Source organism: uncultured Planococcus sp. (assembly GCF_947501725.1).
In the GTDB taxonomy this organism is placed as follows: domain Bacteria; phylum Bacillota; class Bacilli; order Bacillales_A; family Planococcaceae; genus Planococcus; species Planococcus donghaensis_C.
Map to the genome: position 1 here is coordinate 75965 of NZ_CANMXD010000007.1, position 17527 is coordinate 93491.

The window sequence follows — 17527 nt, forward strand, 5'->3', positions numbered from 1 at the left end:
GCAGGGGAATGAGGATGCTGTATGGCTATGAGGAGTATCGATTAAAAGAAGGGATTTCTCCTGGTACGCTGGTGACGGAATTGGAACTGTTGAAGTCATTTGTTCGTTTTGTGAACTTGCGAAACGAGAAACAGCTGGAGCCGTATGAAATCAAACCTGCGGATGTTCGGGCATTTCTGGATCAGGAGAAGGCGAAAGGATTAAAGCCAGGTACCGTCAAAAGGAAACTGTCCCATATCCGTCAGTATTTCCATTACTTGTGGAAGGTGGGGAAGGTGCCGGTTGATTTCATGCCTAAATTTGAATATCAGTTGGTCATAGAGAAACCAGTGGCGCAGCTTGTATATCTGGAATTTTTGAAGGAAAAGAAAAAGGTGCTGCAGCATCCGACTTTGATGTTGAATGCTAAGCTTTATTTCCTGTTTGCGATGGTCGGGTTCCGGATGAGGGAAATTGAACGGTTACGAAGCAGGCATTTTCGTGATTTAGGAGACCGAGTGGAAATGAACTTTGTGACGTCACAAGATGTTTTCTGGCAGTTGGTTTTTGAGGATCCGACAGACGTAGCGGTAATTGTGCAGGCAATGGAACGCGCGGTTTTTCGGGAGCATGATTATTTGGTCTCATCGGATAAGAAATACGGACCGGATTATGTAAGGAACAACATGAAGGATATCTATTCGGGTCTAACTTCGCTGTTACCGAAACCATTTAAGACGGAAGAAGTTCGGATTGCCTATATTTACGACTTGTATAAGGTTCAGGGGAAGTCTTTTGATGAAATGGTGGAATTACTAGGAATTACGCCAACGTCGCTTACATCCGCCTTAAAACTCGTTTTTGAACGTTATAATGAAATATAGGACTGTTAAGTAAATGAATCGTAATCTTATTTTTTTATAGATGATTCCTTACTTAACAGTCCTATTATCTGTCGGAAATTTGAAAAGAGAAAGAATGGGCTATTGGTTTAGCATCTTCTTTCTCTCCTTAATGGCTCTTATAATTTGTAATTCGTAAAAAATTCGAATTACAAATACGGAACTGCAATTTCAGGCTATGTCCTTTTTTTCGTTAAGTTTATTTAGAACGTCGTTTAACTTTAGGAGGCCATCCTATTTGGTTATTAGAATTACTGCTACTTCTGATAGCCTGTCGCAGAAATTTTATTCAAAATACACCGATTACGATTAAATAGATACCGAATGATATAAAAAGCGAACCGCTTATGATTAAAAACAATTTTAACAGCCAGAAATTTACGATTGGTGGAAGGAATAGTGTATTTTGAAATCCGCTAAAATCATTTGTCTCAAGAAATCTTTTTTTCTTTATGGAGACTATTCTTACTACTAAACAAGCAACCCCCAAGAGTAGGGTTATTATACCCGAACCATATTGATCGGAATTCAAAGAAATTCCTCCCTTATCATTTTTTCAGCCTCTAACTTCCGGTAACTTGTGATATGTAAACCGATTCACTTACTTTTAAAAAATACTTGTGCTCTTTCTCTTTTTTCGTTTATGTAATTTTGATCAATCCTGATAGGCAAATCAAAGATTCTGTTGCTGTCTTGCCTCTGACATTTCAAGGATTTTAGTTATGGCAAAACCATTAATCGAAAGGAAAAAGAGAAAAATAGCTGATACGCCCATGTAATAAGCGAATGGCTCCTTCATTAGAAAGCTAACGGGAAATACAACCAGTGAAACAGTAAAAGTTCCCATAAAGAGTGACTTTCCAACGTGTCTTTTTTCCTCTCTTTTTTTCTGATAAGAATGTAACAGGTACGCTATTATCGTCGTTCCCACAATCAATACTAGTATTATGATGCGTTCCATAATTTGCTCTCCTCTACTTGAACTCTCTCTCTTTTTAACTACCCTTTCTCGTAACTAGTAAAAGAAACTTTTAAAACGAAAGATACAAATTAATATAAAATCAATTATCAGAAGTTAAATCAACCCTAATGACAAACTTCATAGAAAATCATATTGAAAGATTCTGAGATTTTTATTTAGAGAGAAAGAGGAATGATATTAGAGCAAACAGATGGAAAAATTTCAGAAAAAGTTCAGCCGTATTAATTCAAGATTAATTTACCATTTTATTACAAAATCTACAATAGTAATTAAGAGGTGAATTAAATGAATACTAAAGAAGAAGTTGTTCCTCCTAAAGCTCACAAAGTACTTTCAATAGCCTTTCCAATTTTAATGTTTGTATCATCACATATCGTATTTGAAGCTACTGGTTTTATACCGTCCGCTATTTTCTGTATTTTGTCGATCATTCTTATCTAGAGATTACATATGATGACTTTAAGATATTCACTTCAGTAATTTTTATCGGCGCTCTTATATTTTATATACCAGTCATTCTCTACTTCATAATTCGAATAGGATAGTTTTTTGAATCACTAGGATTGCTTTGATAGCAATCCTTTTTCATTTCCTGTAAATTGGATTTTCTGGATAAAAAATGGATGTAGATATGTTACGATAAAAGTGATGAAGAGGAAAGGATAAAATGAAGAAGTATATTTTAGGATTTGGAATTTCAGCAGCATTGTTATTGGCAGCATGTGGAACTTCGGAAGAAGCGAAAGTTGAGAATCCTGAAAGCGAAGCTCAAGGAGAACAAATTTCAACTGAGGTTGCTACTGCCTCAGAAGCTGAAGAAGAAGTTATTTTAGAATCGCCTCACAAAGAAATTAAAGAGCACTTTGAAAACTATGAACTTCCAGATGGTGGAAAAGTAGATGGCAGACTCGTCTCTTATAAAAATGGCTATACCTTTGATAAAGAAACAAAATTCATGATTGGCAGAGAATGGAACGAGGATGAGACCGTTAATGAACCTACTGAAGATCAGAAGACTGGGGTCATCATGGGGTTCCTGGTTGATGCTGCAGAGTTAGGAGATTTTGAAGATATGACAGTAACGAATTATAACGAACAAATGTCACACCCTATTTCTAGACTTAATCAAATTAGCGAGCTTACTGATTTTGAACCGTTAAAAGAATGGTCTCAAGAAACAGCCAGTCTTCTTGATGAAGCTCAGAACTTGGATTCAGGAGATGAAAGACAAGCTCTTCTTAAAGAGGGCTATAACGAGCTTCAAAAAATGAAAGATTTAATTAATGAAAGAGGAGAGAATTAAGCAATGAAGAAATTTATTTTTGCCGCACCTTTTGTGGTTCTTATTTCATTGGCAATTTCAATCGCTTGGGTTAACCTTGCTACTGTAGAAGGTGGAATTCCAGAAGATTATTCTAAAGAAGATGCCGAAGCATTCAAAGGAGCAGAGAATATAAAAACTGCATGGAAGCATTGGACTAACGGTGGCGGATTTGCCAATCAAGATTATGAAAAGAACCTAACTTTTATTGCTATTAAATCGATTGATAAGAATCAACAAGAAGCATTGGGTATGAGCGGACAAATATCCGAGTTGAAAAAGATTATGGGTCTAATGAGCGGTGAATTAGGTATGCTTTCTGAAGAAGAAAGAGACGCTTACCGCAGTGTGTTTGAACAAACGTTAGAAGCAGCCTATAACTCCGTAAAGTAAAAAAAGAAGCCAATTATGAATTGAGCCCCAAATGGTAGACACTTTAAAAAGTGACCCATTTGGGGCTCAGTTCAATACAGGGGCTGTATCTGTTTTATTATTCATAAATATCTTTTCGATGCCCGACATCGATAATGGTAATAATGATTTTTTCGTCTTCGATTAACGCCAGGATGCGGTAATCACCGACACGATAACGCCACTTGCCTTTGTGGTTCGCGACCAAAGCCTTTCCATGTATTCGGGGATCGCTGGCATCCTGCAAGTTCTTTTCGATCCAACCAATCAGGAGAGAGGCCTGGTACCGGTCCATCTTTTTTAATTTCTTCAACGCGACATCTGAAAAATGAACAGCATACATCGTCTGTTATAAACCCAATTCTTTTTTGACGTCATCCAAGGAATGGGTTTTTTCTATATTGGCAAGGACCCGATTAAAATTCTCTACATCGATTTCATCCTCAATCTTTTCAATGATGGCATTTCTCATTAAATCAGAAACAGATGTCTTTTTTAGTTTGGCGTAATCGCGGATGAGTTTGCTGTCGCGATCATCCACACGCAAGGAAATGGTGGCCATGGATAAACCTCCTTCAGTTCTTTGTAATACATTGTATTACAAATTATCTTGTTTGTAAAATGATTGACCTAAACCTCTTCATGTAAATAGTATCTTTATAGGTTCTATCCATATATAAGTATCCGTATGAATAATAGAGGATTGTCGATACTATTTTCATATCCGACCATTTATTTTCATTTACTCTATAGAAACTTTTTCCATATAAAACACCCCGAAAGTTAGATTTGAACTCTAATTTTTGGGGTGTGTCACTGCCAGAAAGGGATGGTTTTTTTCTTTAATATTTTAAATTTGTTATTCCACTTCTTTCATTTATAAATGCTTTCTTTTATTATCATAAAACCTGTCAATATCATAAGAATTCTCAAACATAAGTTTTCCTGCAATCCCTACTAATGCTATAAGTAGTGCTACAGGGAGCAATATATATATTGGAGATTGATTAAATGTTTCTTCAGTAGTGAAATTAGTTATTGTAATTGCGGTTGCAAAAATTGAAGGTATTTCTAGTTTAAAATTATTCCACTTAATTTTTTCTGTGGTTTCAGCATTAGAATTGAATTCATCTTTTAGTATAGGAAGAATCCCAGTATAAATTAGAAGCAATAAAAAGGTAAGGATACCAAAAAACGATTTTATTGAATTGAAATTATCGTAACTAGACATAAACGAACTTAGCAGCAAGATTAAAAAACTACTAACAGAAAATCCTATGAAAAAGGTTGTTGTCACTATTGCTGATTTTAAAGCAAAACTTTTATTTGCTTTATATTTTTTTCCATTCAAATAGTTATCCCAACCTTTTAAAGATACATTTCCATTGGAATCACATTCCCAGTTCATTGTATTCTTTATAATCTTTCTGGAGCTTATTGTTGTAAGGCAAACTTCGATAATAGGGTAAATATTTCTTTTTAATGCTGTATCGTTTACTAAATATTTTTCTGCTTGATACTTTGCTTCTCTGAACGTTTTATATTCAAACTTTTCTCTAAAGTGTATTTCGTTAGTAACTTTATCAGATATTCGTAAATAATAGTCCTGTTTCATTTCCATTTTTCCACTCCTGTAGGTATCTTTTCTTTACAATTTTTTAATTTGTTATGTTATTTCTATTGTGTGAGAAAGGGCAATCTCTTCGAGGTTGCCTTTTCGTGTGTTAAAAATCATTATGGTTCTGTTGTCTTTTCCTTTTTATACTCACAATATATTCTATAGAAACTAGCAATGCTAATCATTGTAATTCTACATATTTCTTTAACCGTCTTGTCGGTGGTTTCTCTTAATTCAATAGCATGTTTAACATCGTAACTTTTTAAAGTATACTTTTTAACACGCCCCTTATAACCCCCTTTTTTCTTCGCTAGTGCTATTCCTTCCTGCTGTTGTTCGTGTATCTATTCCTTCTTTAAAGTACTTAGAGTCCAGTCCCAAGATTTTTAAAATCCTCAACTAGTTTCAGCAATGGGATTGTATTTCTTCCGAGTCTATCCAGTCGAGTAACAACAACCAGATCCCCTTCCTTTAACTATTCTAGTAATTCATTTTGTTTAATCTTATTGGCCGAAGCTCCACAAACTTTTTCGATAACTATTTCATCAACCACATATTCTTTTAATTCTTTAATTTGAGAATCTAAATTTTGACCTACGCTGCTTACTCTTGCATACCCGTACTTCATTTGGCATTTCTTCTTAAATATTTTACTATTCAAAGTTTAACTAGTTAAAAACAAAACTATCCACCAATCCATAAAATAGGTCTGAAATAATTCAAAAAAACACCTCTCTATTTGAGAAGTGTAAATGAGAGGCTTAAAAAAAATTTATATCAATATTCCTCACTGTCACTTTAAGTGATATTTTGCACATTATTCAAGAGTTATTTAGCATGGAAGATAGAAAAAGTATCATCATCACTTATATTCCTTTTTGTGATTTTCAGCAGCTATTAGTATCAAAGGAATGTCTATAAGTATAGAGGTAAGAGAAAATTCTACATTGAATCAATAATGAAGAAAAAAATGGATTGTAATAACCACAACTTAGAACTTAAGGGATTTAGAGAAATTAGAAGCCGTCCAAATATGTTGTCTTGGACGGCTTCTAATTTTTTAAATATATTTTTTAAATTTAAAAGGCAGAAATATAGTGTAAACCTAACTTAATTTGGTACCAACTACATATTATTATAGAAAATCGAGTAGTATAATATAATTAGTTACAAATAATGGATACATTTAAATGACTTATTATAAAAATTAAAAATCTATGTATTAATCACTATGTAATATAAAAGAAAAATTGAAGAAAGGATTTGAGATAATGAAATCGACTTCTATTAAATTGGAGGATTTGTTTGAAATTCATGACTTCGCACCTAATGAAGGCCAGTATGAAGCAATTACTTCATTAGACGGCCCGTTATTTCTAATGGCTGGCCCTGGTTCCGGCAAAACAAGAGTCCTATTATGGAGAGCTGTAAATGCTATTGTTTTTCATAGTATAGCTCCAGAGAAAATTTTTCTATCTACTTTTACTGAAAAAGCAGCCAAACAATTGAAAGATGGTCTGCAATCGATTTTGGGGTCTGTAACAAATCTTACAGGCATTCCTTATGATATTTCTCGAATGTATATAGGCACCATTCATTCGTTATGCCAAAAAATAATAGGAGATCGACGTTTTGTAAAAGATCGCGCTAGAATAAAGCCACCGATATTATTAGATGAATTAGACCAATACTTTTTTGTGAACTCTGGTTTGTTTTGGAAATCTGTCGAAGAGATACTTCAAGTTAATGAAAAAGAATGGCGTATAGAAATAAAACAGTATTTTTCCAAACGATCAGATTCAAGGCATGATACCTCTCTGTCAATTATTTCTTTGTTCAATCGTTTTTCCGAAGAAAATATAACAGCGGATGAAATTTTTGTCCATGCATCAAATGAAGAAGATACAACGTTATATCAAATCGGTAAATTGTATGTTTGGTATAAACAAAGACTAGAGGTAACTAATTCAGTTGATTTTTCTTTATTACAACAACGCGCATATAATCAGCTTTTAAAAAGTGATCATGTAATTTATGAATTTGACCATATAATTATTGATGAATTTCAAGATACAAACAGAATTCAAGAGCAGCTCTTCTTTCGCTTAGCAAATGGTCATAAGAATCTTTGTATCGTAGGAGATGATGACCAGGCTCTTTACCGTTTCCGAGGAGCGACGGTAGAAAATTTTGTTCAATTTCCAGAGCGCTCTCAATTAAATTTACGTATTTTACCTAAAAAAATAAAGTTAAACATTAATTATCGTTCAAAAAAACATATCGTAAAGACCTACACTAGTTTTATCGAAAAGATCAATTGGAGAAGGGAAGATGGCAAAGGATATTATCGTTTACATGAAAAAAATATCCAATCTTACCAGCAGGATAGTGATTTGTCTGTATTATCTACAACACCAGGTGATTCAGAGAGTGTTTCGAAAGAACTTGCACAATTTGCTAGAAAATTAATAGATGAAAAAAAAGTGGATGATCCCAACCAAATAGCTTTTTTATTTCCAGCTTTAAAAAATAATGTTCATGTCCAGCGCTTAAAAAAGGCGTTGGAAGAAGAAGGAATTAACGTATATGCACCCCGGGCAGGTAGGTTTTTAGAAGTTGAAGAGGCAAAAGCGATGTTTGGGATACTTACATTGATTTTTGGGAAGCCAGAGAGACAAGACTTTTCGGGTGTGTATAAGGATTATCATGATTGGTTAGATATTGCAGAAGATATAGCAAAAGAATTGATGCAGCAAAATGATAGATTGGAACGGTTTATACAAGTCAAAGCTCAAGAATTAAGCCGCTGTAAAGAAGACTATATTCGATTATTGAAAACTATAAGTGATAATGGTTGGGCATTAAACGACATTTATATTCCTAAAAAGCATAAAAGAATTCTTTCCAGTGCTTCTCTCTTATCACAGCAAGCACTTAGAGGATTGGGATCAGAACGTTTGGATAAAATAATTGATCAAAGAATAAAACAAGGTAATCCTTTTACACTTCAATACATCTTAAATAGAGCCACATCAGTAGACTGGAACATCTTGGATTTATTCTATCGTATTTGCGGTTTCCCTTACTTTAATAACATGTTCAGAATTGCAGAAGATGGAACAGATGAAGGACCCATCACTAATTTATCAATGATTTCCGAATATCTATCACGTTATATGGAGCAGTCCAGCTCCGTAGTTACCGGTTCAAAATTACTAGAAAGTCGATTTTCAAATGATTTTTTTGGTCGTTACGTTTATGGGTTGTTTAGAGTAGGTGAGTCAGAAGTAGAAAATGAAGAAACTCCATTTCCTAAAGGCCGTATTCCTTTTTTAACAATTCATCAATCCAAAGGACTTGAATTTCCATACGTGGTACTTGGAACACCGGGAAAACGAAATTGGGGTGTTCCAAGAGTGGAAGAGATTGTGAGACCATTATTGGCAACGGATAACGAGCCCTTAGAGAGAATGAATGAATTCGATACGATGCGGTTATTTTATGTAGCTTTATCCAGGGCGGAAAAAGGACTAATTATTACTCACCTTAGAGGAAGAGGACAAGTAATAGATCCTGCTTTTAAACAACTTTTTGAAGAAATGAATTACCCATTAATACCAAACGTTGATGTTAATAAATTATCGAATGCGCAGCCAAAAACGGATGAGATACCTAAGGTCTATTCATATACGAGCGATTATCTCCTCTATTTAAAGTGTCCACGAAATTATATGACTTTTAAAAAGTATAGATTTGTTCCTTCGCGTTCGCAAACTATGCTTTTCGGAAACCTTGTGCATCAAACAATTGAAGATCTTCACAATCTAATAATTGCATCGAGGGGCGATAATAATGAATGATGAAAAGATGTTACAATTTATCGAGGAGGCATTTGAAGAAAACTATGAGTTATTAAGGCTGCAAGGTGGTCACTCGCTATCACCACACGTAAAAAAATTGGCATTAGAACAAGTGGAAAACTACTGGAAGAAGCTCCGGAACGTTGCTGAAAATGTTTCCGATACGGAAGTAAGACTTACTCTTCCACAACAAAAGACTCCTACTGGAAGGCCATATACAATCCAAGGGATCGTTGATGTTGTAAAAGAAGATGAAAGAACAGTAATGTATGATATTAAAACACACGATGCAGACTTTGTTAGAAGTAATAAAGCTGATTATGAGGGACAATTAAATGTATATGCCCATATTTGGCAGTCTATTCGTGGCCAAGATTTGTATGGAACATCAATCCTTGCTACTGGCGAAACAGAAGCATTAAGAAGAGCTAAACAACGGGCTTTCCAATCAAATAATAAGCAGTATTTAGAAGACGCTCTTGAACAGTGGGAACCAGAAATTCCAATTGAGTTAGAGATGGAAAAAGTCGATTATTATATAGAGTCTTTTGGAGAAGTAGTTGATATGATTGAAAATCACCTGTTCCAAGCTCCACCTGTAGAAAAGTTACGAAGTAAATTAAAGGATAATAAATCGTTTGTAGATCATGCCTGCCGTAACTGCGACGTGCGTTTTTCATGCGATTCATATAAAGAGTATGCTTTTACATCAAGCCGTGCAAGAAACGACTCTATGGCCTTTTATGACGATTATGGATTAGAGCAAGAGCGGACTGAAATGATTGAGGCAGCACTAGATGAAGAAGGAGTGTAAGTAATGTCGATAGAAGAATTAAAAAGACCAGAACGTATTGATGAAGAGAGAATTGAAAAGTTAAAGGAGTTATTTCCGGAGGCTTTTGGAGATGGAAAATTAAACATCGAGACTTTGAGGGACGAAATATATAGATTGGATGAAGATGTTTTAGAAGATAATATTGAAGAATTTTATGGCTTTCAATGGGTAGGGAAAAAGGAAGCAAGAAAACTTTCAGTTCTTCCGCCTAAAGGAACACTAAAAATTTTAGAAGGTGAAGGAATCAATGAAGAACAGACAAAAAATATTTTTATTGAAGGAGATAACTTAGAAGTATTGCGTCTTCTTCAAAAAAGTTACTCTGGAAAAATTAAAATGATATACATTGATCCACCCTATAACACAGGAAACGATTTAATATATAAAGATGATTTTAAGGAACCTGTAGAATCCTACTTGCAAAAATCTCTTCAGGCAGATGACGAGGGTTTATTAACGAGCAATCCTAAAGCTAATGGAAGGTATCATGCGAATTGGTTAAATATGATTTATCCGAGACTAAGATTATCAAAATCATTATTGAAAGATGATGGAATCATTTTTGTAAGTATTGATGACAACGAGCAAGCAAACCTTAAGAAAGTGATGGATGAGATTTTTGGTGAAGTGAATTTCATTGGATGTGTCTCTGTAGTAAATAACTTTAAGGGAAGAAGTGATGAAAAATATATCGCTACTGCCCATGAATACTTATTGATATATCAAAAAGGAAATTTTACAACTTTAGGTGTTCCGTTACCTGAAGAGTATATTGGTGAATATAATGAGGAAGATGAGCGTGGAAAATATAGACTTCAAGGCTTAAGAAAAAGGGGCTCCAGTTCGAAAAGAGAAGATAGACCAAAAATGTATTATCCTTTCTATTATGACTCTTCAAATGACCTTTTGAGTTTAGAAGAAATGCCTAATAGTTTTAAAATTCTACCAAAACTTTCAGATGGGTCTGATGGTCGATGGCGATGGGGAATAGATACTTCAAAAGAGAACATTGAATTACTAACTGCAAAGTATATTTCTTCAAGAAATGAATACGATGTTTATCAAAAAGATTATTTACACAAAGATGGCAAAGAAAAAACGGTAAAACCAAAGTCTTTTTGGATGGGGAGTGAATTTTCAAGCGACTCAGGAACGTTATCTTATAAGCAACTCTTCAAGAATAATGTCTTTCAAAATCCAAAGCCATTAGGATTAATAAAATATTGCCTCAATCAATCTTTGTCAGAGAATGACATAGTTCTTGATTTTTATGCGGGTTCTGGTTCAACAGCTCAAGCGGTAATGGAGTTTAACGAAGAGAAAGAAAAAAAATGTAAATTTATATTAGTTCAACTTCCTGAAAGAATAAATAACAAGGAGTATCCGAAAATTTCGGAGATTACCAAAGAAAGAATTAGGAGAAGTATTAATAAACTAAATAATGAATGTGAGAATATTCATGGATATGACAGGGGGTTCAAAGCTTATAAGTTGGAACGGTCTAATCTTAAAAAATGGGAAATGAATGAAGCTGATGGAAGAGATATTAGTTCTCTAACACAAAAATTAGATTTATTTTCTTCTAGTCCTATTAATACGGAATCAAATGACATTGATATTGTAATAGAGTTGATGCTTCACCAAGGTTTTCCTCTTGAGAGCAAAATTGAAAAGGTTGAAATTAACAATAATTCATACTGGCTTGTTAAACATGAAGATTTTCAATTTCCTATTGTAGTTTATTTAGAGGAAAAATTACATGAAGAATTGGAGAATATCATGTCAGTTGATTTTGAAGGAGCGACTTTCATCTGTATAGACGATGCTTTGACCAATAAGCAAAAAATCCTGTTAAGTGAAAAAATGAATGTTAAAACTATTTAAAGGAGAGGGGCTAATGGTTAAGAAATTAACATTACAATATAAAGACGATCAACAATTCCAGTTAGATGCCATCTCCAGTGTGGTAGATTTATTCAAAGGTATTCCATATCAAGAACAAAAGGATCTTCTTACAGGAGCAATTAATGATATTACTCCAAACTATCCTCCAAATGAAATAATCGATGAAATATTATTGTTTGAAAATCTGCAAATCATACAAAATCGTAATAATGAAGAAAAACGAGGAAGCGAACTGACTTTTTCAAGCGACCTTACTGTAGACGACGGAATGGTGCTTGAAGCAGCAGGAAATGATTCAATTCGTGTGCCTCACTTTACTGTTGAAATGGAGACAGGGACAGGAAAAACTTATGTCTATCTACGCACCATATATGAATTAAAAAAAAGATATGGTTTTACAAAATTTGTAATTATCGTCCCGAGTATTGCAATTTATCAAGGTGTTTTGAAATCCCTAGATACAATGAGAAATCACTTTCGTCATTTGTATAATAACCAGGATGTTTCTCTCATCTCATATGATAGTAGCAAAATTGGTGACTTGAGTAGCTTTGCAAGCAATACTGATTTAACAGTTATGATTATGACAATAGACGCTTTTAATAAAGCGAGTAATAATATATATAAAAATACAGAAAAATTGCCAGGTGAATGGAAACCTTATGAGTATATACAATCCACGAGGCCAATTCTCATCTTAGATGAAGCACAAAACTTTGAATCTAAAAAAGCAAAAGAAGCAATTCGAACTCTAAAACCCTTAGCGGTATTACGTTATTCTGCTACACATAGAGAAGTCCCGAATTTGGTTTACCGATTGACACCAATAGATGCATTTAGAAATAATCTCGTCAAACAAATTGAAGTAATGGGTGTGTCAGAATTAGACAACCTTAATGAACGTATGCTTCGATTATTAGAAATTAAACGAACTCCACTTACTGCTGTTATAAGAGCCATAGTACATGATCAAGGTGAGACCGTAGAAAGAGACATTACTTTAAAGCAAGGGGACGATTTGTTTGCGAAAACAAAAAATCCAGATTATCAGCAATTTATTGTCGAAGAAATACGGTATGGAAGTCAAGAGGACCAGCAAACTATTTCTTTTGAAAATGGAGTGATTTTATCATTGAGTGACTCTTTACTATCAAAAGAAAGTATCTTCAGAGCCCAGATTGAACGTACGATTAGTGTGCATATGCAACGTCAGCAACAATTAAAGGCACAGGGAATCAAAGTGTTATCATTATTTTTTATTGATAGAGTTAAAAATTACACCTCTTCTGAAGGCTTAATTAAAAGACTTTTTGATGAAAGTTTTGAAAGGATAAAAAATCATTATCCGGAATATGAAAATTTAAGTGCACATCAGGTGAGACAAGGGTATTTCGCTAAACCTAAAACAGATTCTCCTGAAGAAGATGCTATAGATACTGAAGGTAAAAATCAAAAACAACGAGAAATGGAAAAACAAGCTTTTGAACTGATAATGAAAGAGAAGGAGCGACTTTTAAGCTTCGAAGAACCTGTTTCATTTATTTTTGCCCACTCTGCTTTAAAAGAGGGATGGGATAATCCAAATGTCTTTCAAATTTGTACACTGAATCAAACCAACTCAACGATGAAAAAACGTCAGGAAATTGGACGTGGACTTCGGTTAGCAGTAAATCAAGATGGAATTCGAGCAGAAAATCATGATATTAATGTTCTTACTGTTATTGCTAATGAACAATACGAGGCATTTGTATCTCGTTTACAACAGGAGTACATGGAAGATGGTACTTACGCTCCTCCAGCACCTAAAAAACCAGAGCAAAGTATAGTTCGAAGAAAGGACGAAATTTTTAATTCTATTGAGTTCAAAGAGTTCTGGAAAAAGTTAAATAAAAAAATGAATTATAAAGTTGAAGTTGATACAGAAAAATTAATTGAAGAGTGTGTTGAGCGTTTGAACAACATTAAGTTTCCTTCTCCTCTTATTGAAATTACAAAAGGTCGTTTTATTATTTGTGAATATAAAATTTCATTAATAGTTGCTGAAGGCGAACGGGCAAAAATAAATATCGAGATGGAAGATTCAAATGGTCAGCGATGGAAGAATGAATTTGATATAAAAGCCAATGATGATCTAATGAAAGTAACAAAAGATGAGAGACTAAGAGGGTTTAAAGTTCTTCATCTAGGTGAAATGTATGGTGAGCCATATATAAAATTTACTAATGAAGTAATAGTAAAAAGATTTGAACCATATAAATTTCAAACAGAGCGTACTGAAAAAACTAAAAAGCAAATTGAACAAGGGGATAAAACTAAATACTCTGTACCAGATTTTATCAACCGTACGGCTGAAGAGATAAAACTGACGAAAAAAACGATTGTAGAAATCTTTAAAAGGATGAAACTAGAACAAAAAGAACTGATTTTCTTTAATCCCGAAGGGTGGATATCAGAGTTTCTATCTCAAATACGAATTACCTTGAGTGATCATATTGTAGAAAATATTGAATTTGAGTTTGATTCTCAGACAGAAATTTACGATACAGAAGAATTGTTTCCTCAATTAGTCAAACAACCTCAACGTGAGTTAATTGATGCAGGTATAGCTGGACTATATGATAAAGTTCAAGTCGATTCTGATGTAGAGCGGGATTTTATTCAAAATCTTGTTCTGCTCGATGTTTTGAAAAACAATACAATACTTTATTTTAAATTTCCTCCAAAGTTTAAAATACTTTTACCTAAAATTATTGGTAATTATAATCCGGACTGGGCTATTGTAAGAAAGTATGATGAAAAATTGAAACTTGAACTGGTACGAGAAACAAAAGGTGGCGTCAAACTAGATGATTTACGCTTTCCACATGAAAAGAGAAAAATTCTTTGTGCAATGAAATACTTTGAAAAATTAGGTGTTAGTTATAGAGTAGTTACAAGTGATAGTTATGACTGGATGGAATCAACTGAATCAAAGCAATTAACACTAACCGACTAATGAAAAACGTATTAGAATGATTTTTTGAATTAATACCCTTTTAGCATAGTGTAATGTCTAACAAGATTATCTATCAAAAACGATGGTTTATAAGAGTCAGAGAAGAAGGCGTCAATTTTCTTTTCTGGCTCTTTTGCTTTGTCCCATTACTTTTTTCAAAATCAATCTATCATAAATGTTGTTTCACAATGATTTTGAAAAGAAATGGGGAAGAAGAATGACAGGTTTCAAACTGGCAATTCACCAGGACACTCTGGAGACTCAGAAACGTTATCAAAACAGAAAGATTCATATTGAAAAAAAGATGGAGGAAATCCCAAAACAGTATGAAGGCGATATTCGGAGATACAAGAACTATTGCTGCAGCACCGGCCAAATGATTGGCACAGAGGCGATGCTGGATTATTTGTACATCTCACTGACTGAACAGCAAATTAAGAAAACAACGTGGGAACGCCGATTGGCAGCTATTCGAAAGTACTTAAATGTCATTCATAAAATAGATCTCAAAGGAGAAGCTGGGGTGGCGTATGAGCTTTCGGGAATACGGAAAATGTATCAGGAAGATCAGTACGCTCATTTGACTCAAGTTCGAGGGAAGTCGGCCCTTAATAAGAAAGAGTTGATGGATATGCTCCATTGTCTCCCGACAAGAGCAAAGGCGATTTGTCTAGTAAATTTAGTAACCGCTAACAGACCTAGCGAAATGGTACGGTTAAAAATTAGTGATTTTGATTTAAATAACAAATGCGTACATGTTTATTTGAAAAAGCAAAAAAGATGGCATACGAAACGGCTCACGTCAGAAGTTACCCAGGCAATCGGCGTATACATACGCGAATATCATCTAAAACCAGATAATTACTTTGTGGGAAGGGTGTATAAGAATGGACGCTATGAAAGCACAGAGATCAGTGAAATCGGGTACTATAGTTTTTTGCAGCGTTGGACTGGGCTTACCGGGTACAACTTCAGGAAAAGCCAAGTAGTAGCGATGCATGCAGCCGGTGCAGATATATCAACTATTGCGCAACAAACGGGCCATCAATCACTTGAAACACTGATTCAGCATTATCTAACAGTATCGGAAATAACTATAGACAAATATTTGTAAGGAAAAGAGGTGAATACAAAGTGAGTTTTAAAAAATATATATGTTAAGTATCATTTGATACTTTTTAATCCTCATGATATAATTTATAAAAGTATCAAATGATACTTCTGCTTTGAATACAACAGAGGAGGGATGCCCCAGATGGAAGAAGATGAAAAAGCAGCAGCCTTGGAAAAATTTCAAATGATGATTCGGAACGGAAATCGTTATTTCGTAAGAAGGAACCGGAATGGTGTTCCCTATATCCAACAACTGGCGGACCTAGGATTAACGAATATAGAGGAAGCTTGGGAAGTCGTTTTAAATCTGGAAGTCGGTCATTGCACTGGGGGTCCTCAGTATGATTGGGATGATCGGAGCCTTGGGAAAGTGGTTTGGATTTATAAAGTGGAAGTGAACGGAGTAATAACCTACATCAAACTAAAAGATGAAGAATCAAACCGTGGATGTGTCTGTATATCTTTCCATGAAGATCAGCCTTAGAGAAGTGGGAGATTCCTTCCACTTCTAAACTAAAAATGGAGTGATTAAAATGACAGAGAAACATTATTGTGAAGTATGTAATGGCAATCGAGAAATCGTTATAAAAGAACGTCCAGCTACTTATAATTTCAGAAAAGAGCCCTTTGATATTATTGAACAATATGCTCAATGTTTGACTTGTGGGGAAGACGTCTATCATGAAGAGATGGCAACACACACACTTCAACAGTTGAGTCACTTGTATCAAAGCAAGCATTCTTTTACTTCTGAAGATATTAAAAAGATTCGAAAATCGACAGGTTTAACTCAGACTTTATTCGCAAAAATTCTTAATATGGGTGAAGCTACGATTAAAAGATATGAAGTAGGTACCTCCTTACCGGATGGTACGCAATTGGGTATTTTAAAGATGTTACAAAAAAATCCTGGTTTAATATTAAAGTTTTATGAAGAAAACAAAAGTTCATTCAGTCAACAAGAACAAGAAATACTCTATAAAAAGTTAAATGTTTTAACTTCTGAAACTCTGGAAAAATCAACATATGAGGTACTACAGTTACTTTATTCTAAATATGAGAATCAACTTGCTAATGGGTATTCTAAATTTCAGCCCGAAAAACTTTTTAATATGATTTTATTTTTCTCTAGAAATGGAGTTTTAAAAACTAAGCTAATGAAATTACTATGGTATACAGATTTCTTAATGTATCAAAAACAAGAGCACTCTATAAGTGGAGTACCTTATTGGCACAAAGAATTTGGACCGGTCCCTGTGGAACATGATACGGTTCTTGGCTCCGGTACAGCTTTAAATATCTTTTCTATAAATGAAGAAGAAGATATTGCGACTGGTTATACCAAAATGATTGTAAAGTCTGATGTACCTTTTAATGATGCTTATTTTACAGAAGAAGAGCTAACTACTATGAAGTTTGTCGAAGATTTTTTTGCAACCTTTGGTTCTAAAGCAATCAGTGACTACTCACATCAAGAAGAAGCATGGAAACAAACTAAAGAGGAAGAAGTAATATCCTACTCTTTTGCAAAATCAATAAATCTACAATAAAACTCTGGTAAGACTTAAAAGGTGCTTCGCGATGGATGAATCAAATTTTTGAAGTT

At 34.2% G+C, this 17527-nt stretch carries 15 protein-coding genes and 1 pseudogene; 11 read left to right on the forward strand and 5 right to left on the reverse strand.

Annotation, left to right across the window (positions count from 1 at the left end):
• Positions 1–8: 8 nt before the first annotated feature.
• The gene (locus tag Q0785_RS11745; RefSeq protein ID WP_298829927.1) at positions 9–863 is read left to right on the forward strand and encodes a site-specific integrase; all 855 of its coding nucleotides are present in this window, start codon (positions 9–11) and stop codon (positions 861–863) included.
• A 691-nt stretch (positions 864–1554) separates the two neighbouring features.
• Here the strand turns inward: Q0785_RS11745 and Q0785_RS11750 are convergent.
• Positions 1555–1842, reverse strand: a complete 288-nt coding sequence (locus tag Q0785_RS11750) for a hypothetical protein (protein ID WP_298829929.1) — start codon at positions 1840–1842, stop codon at positions 1555–1557.
• A 306-nt stretch (positions 1843–2148) separates the two neighbouring features.
• Here Q0785_RS11750 and Q0785_RS11755 point away from each other — a divergent pair, with 306 nt between their 5' ends.
• The 3 genes from Q0785_RS11755 to Q0785_RS11765 all read left to right on the forward strand — a co-directional run bounded on the left by Q0785_RS11755 (position 2149) and on the right by Q0785_RS11765 (position 3577).
• On the forward strand, positions 2149–2304 hold the full coding sequence (locus Q0785_RS11755; RefSeq protein ID WP_298829931.1) for a hypothetical protein: 156 nt from the start codon (positions 2149–2151) through the stop codon (positions 2302–2304).
• A gap of 226 nt (positions 2305–2530) precedes the next feature.
• Positions 2531–3166 carry a hypothetical protein gene (locus tag Q0785_RS11760; RefSeq protein WP_298829933.1) on the forward strand — a complete coding sequence of 212 codons (636 nt, stop codon included), beginning with the start codon at positions 2531–2533 and terminating at the stop codon, positions 3164–3166.
• Between the two features lie 3 nt (positions 3167–3169).
• Positions 3170–3577 carry a hypothetical protein gene (locus Q0785_RS11765; RefSeq protein WP_149456999.1) on the forward strand — a complete coding sequence of 136 codons (408 nt, stop codon included), beginning with the start codon at positions 3170–3172 and terminating at the stop codon, positions 3575–3577.
• Between the two features lie 97 nt (positions 3578–3674).
• Here the strand turns inward: Q0785_RS11765 and Q0785_RS11770 are convergent, their stop codons facing one another.
• From Q0785_RS11770 to Q0785_RS11785, 4 genes and pseudogenes are all read right to left on the reverse strand, one after another.
• Positions 3675–3938, reverse strand: a complete 264-nt coding sequence (locus tag Q0785_RS11770) for a type II toxin-antitoxin system RelE/ParE family toxin (RefSeq protein ID WP_149457000.1) — start codon at positions 3936–3938, stop codon at positions 3675–3677.
• Between the two features lie 6 nt (positions 3939–3944).
• The gene (gene relB / locus Q0785_RS11775; RefSeq protein ID WP_149457001.1) at positions 3945–4157 is read right to left on the reverse strand and encodes a type II toxin-antitoxin system RelB family antitoxin; all 213 of its coding nucleotides are present in this window, start codon (positions 4155–4157) and stop codon (positions 3945–3947) included.
• Between the two features lie 315 nt (positions 4158–4472).
• Positions 4473–5216 (reverse strand): hypothetical protein, encoded by a 744-nt coding sequence (locus tag Q0785_RS11780; RefSeq protein ID WP_298829940.1) that lies wholly within the window; start codon positions 5214–5216, stop codon positions 4473–4475.
• A gap of 113 nt (positions 5217–5329) precedes the next feature.
• Positions 5330–5841 (reverse strand): annotated as a pseudogene (locus Q0785_RS11785) (recombinase family protein).
• Between the two features lie 643 nt (positions 5842–6484).
• On the opposite strand from Q0785_RS11785, the gene Q0785_RS11790 reads away from it, so the two are divergent.
• From Q0785_RS11790 to Q0785_RS11820, 7 genes are all read left to right on the forward strand, one after another.
• A complete protein-coding gene (locus Q0785_RS11790) occupies positions 6485–9073 on the forward strand; it encodes an ATP-dependent helicase (protein ID WP_298829942.1) in 2589 nt (862 codons plus the stop codon).
• The gene (locus Q0785_RS11795; RefSeq protein WP_298829944.1) at positions 9066–9887 is read left to right on the forward strand and encodes a PD-(D/E)XK nuclease family protein; all 822 of its coding nucleotides are present in this window, start codon (positions 9066–9068) and stop codon (positions 9885–9887) included. Before Q0785_RS11790 ends, Q0785_RS11795 begins: the two co-directional genes overlap by 8 nt.
• A 3-nt stretch (positions 9888–9890) precedes the next feature.
• Positions 9891–11792: a site-specific DNA-methyltransferase gene (locus tag Q0785_RS11800; protein WP_298829946.1), complete on the forward strand. Its 1902-nt coding sequence runs from the start codon at positions 9891–9893 to the stop codon at positions 11790–11792.
• Between the two features lie 13 nt (positions 11793–11805).
• Complete coding sequence (locus Q0785_RS11805) at positions 11806–14808, forward strand: DEAD/DEAH box helicase family protein (protein WP_298829948.1); 3003 nt, start codon at positions 11806–11808, stop codon at positions 14806–14808.
• A gap of 217 nt (positions 14809–15025) precedes the next feature.
• The gene (locus tag Q0785_RS11810; RefSeq protein ID WP_298829950.1) at positions 15026–15922 is read left to right on the forward strand and encodes a tyrosine-type recombinase/integrase; all 897 of its coding nucleotides are present in this window, start codon (positions 15026–15028) and stop codon (positions 15920–15922) included.
• 141 nt (positions 15923–16063) lie between these two features.
• Positions 16064–16405, forward strand: a complete 342-nt coding sequence (locus Q0785_RS11815) for a hypothetical protein (RefSeq protein ID WP_298829952.1) — start codon at positions 16064–16066, stop codon at positions 16403–16405.
• 49 nt (positions 16406–16454) lie between these two features.
• Positions 16455–17471 (forward strand): type II TA system antitoxin MqsA family protein, encoded by a 1017-nt coding sequence (locus Q0785_RS11820; protein WP_298829953.1) that lies wholly within the window; start codon positions 16455–16457, stop codon positions 17469–17471.
• Positions 17472–17527: the final 56 nt, after the last annotated feature.

What these genes read in the sequence shown, in the direction of transcription:
- Q0785_RS11745 (WP_298829927.1), top strand. Translation starts at nt 9, where the DNA reads ATGAGGATGCTGTATGGCTATGAGGAGTATCGATTAAAAGAAGGGATT.
- Q0785_RS11750 (WP_298829929.1), bottom strand. Translation starts at nt 1,842, where the DNA reads ATGGAACGCATCATAATACTAGTATTGATTGTGGGAACGACGATAATA.
- Q0785_RS11755 (WP_298829931.1), top strand. Translation starts at nt 2,149, where the DNA reads ATGAATACTAAAGAAGAAGTTGTTCCTCCTAAAGCTCACAAAGTACTT.
- Q0785_RS11760 (WP_298829933.1), top strand. Translation starts at nt 2,531, where the DNA reads ATGAAGAAGTATATTTTAGGATTTGGAATTTCAGCAGCATTGTTATTG.
- Q0785_RS11765 (WP_149456999.1), top strand. Translation starts at nt 3,170, where the DNA reads ATGAAGAAATTTATTTTTGCCGCACCTTTTGTGGTTCTTATTTCATTG.
- Q0785_RS11770 (WP_149457000.1), bottom strand. Translation starts at nt 3,938, where the DNA reads ATGTATGCTGTTCATTTTTCAGATGTCGCGTTGAAGAAATTAAAAAAG.
- relB (WP_149457001.1), bottom strand. Translation starts at nt 4,157, where the DNA reads ATGGCCACCATTTCCTTGCGTGTGGATGATCGCGACAGCAAACTCATC.
- Q0785_RS11780 (WP_298829940.1), bottom strand. Translation starts at nt 5,216, where the DNA reads ATGGAAATGAAACAGGACTATTATTTACGAATATCTGATAAAGTTACT.
- Q0785_RS11790 (WP_298829942.1), top strand. Translation starts at nt 6,485, where the DNA reads ATGAAATCGACTTCTATTAAATTGGAGGATTTGTTTGAAATTCATGAC.
- Q0785_RS11795 (WP_298829944.1), top strand. Translation starts at nt 9,066, where the DNA reads ATGAATGATGAAAAGATGTTACAATTTATCGAGGAGGCATTTGAAGAA.
- Q0785_RS11800 (WP_298829946.1), top strand. Translation starts at nt 9,891, where the DNA reads ATGTCGATAGAAGAATTAAAAAGACCAGAACGTATTGATGAAGAGAGA.
- Q0785_RS11805 (WP_298829948.1), top strand. Translation starts at nt 11,806, where the DNA reads ATGGTTAAGAAATTAACATTACAATATAAAGACGATCAACAATTCCAG.
- Q0785_RS11810 (WP_298829950.1), top strand. Translation starts at nt 15,026, where the DNA reads ATGACAGGTTTCAAACTGGCAATTCACCAGGACACTCTGGAGACTCAG.
- Q0785_RS11815 (WP_298829952.1), top strand. Translation starts at nt 16,064, where the DNA reads ATGGAAGAAGATGAAAAAGCAGCAGCCTTGGAAAAATTTCAAATGATG.
- Q0785_RS11820 (WP_298829953.1), top strand. Translation starts at nt 16,455, where the DNA reads ATGACAGAGAAACATTATTGTGAAGTATGTAATGGCAATCGAGAAATC.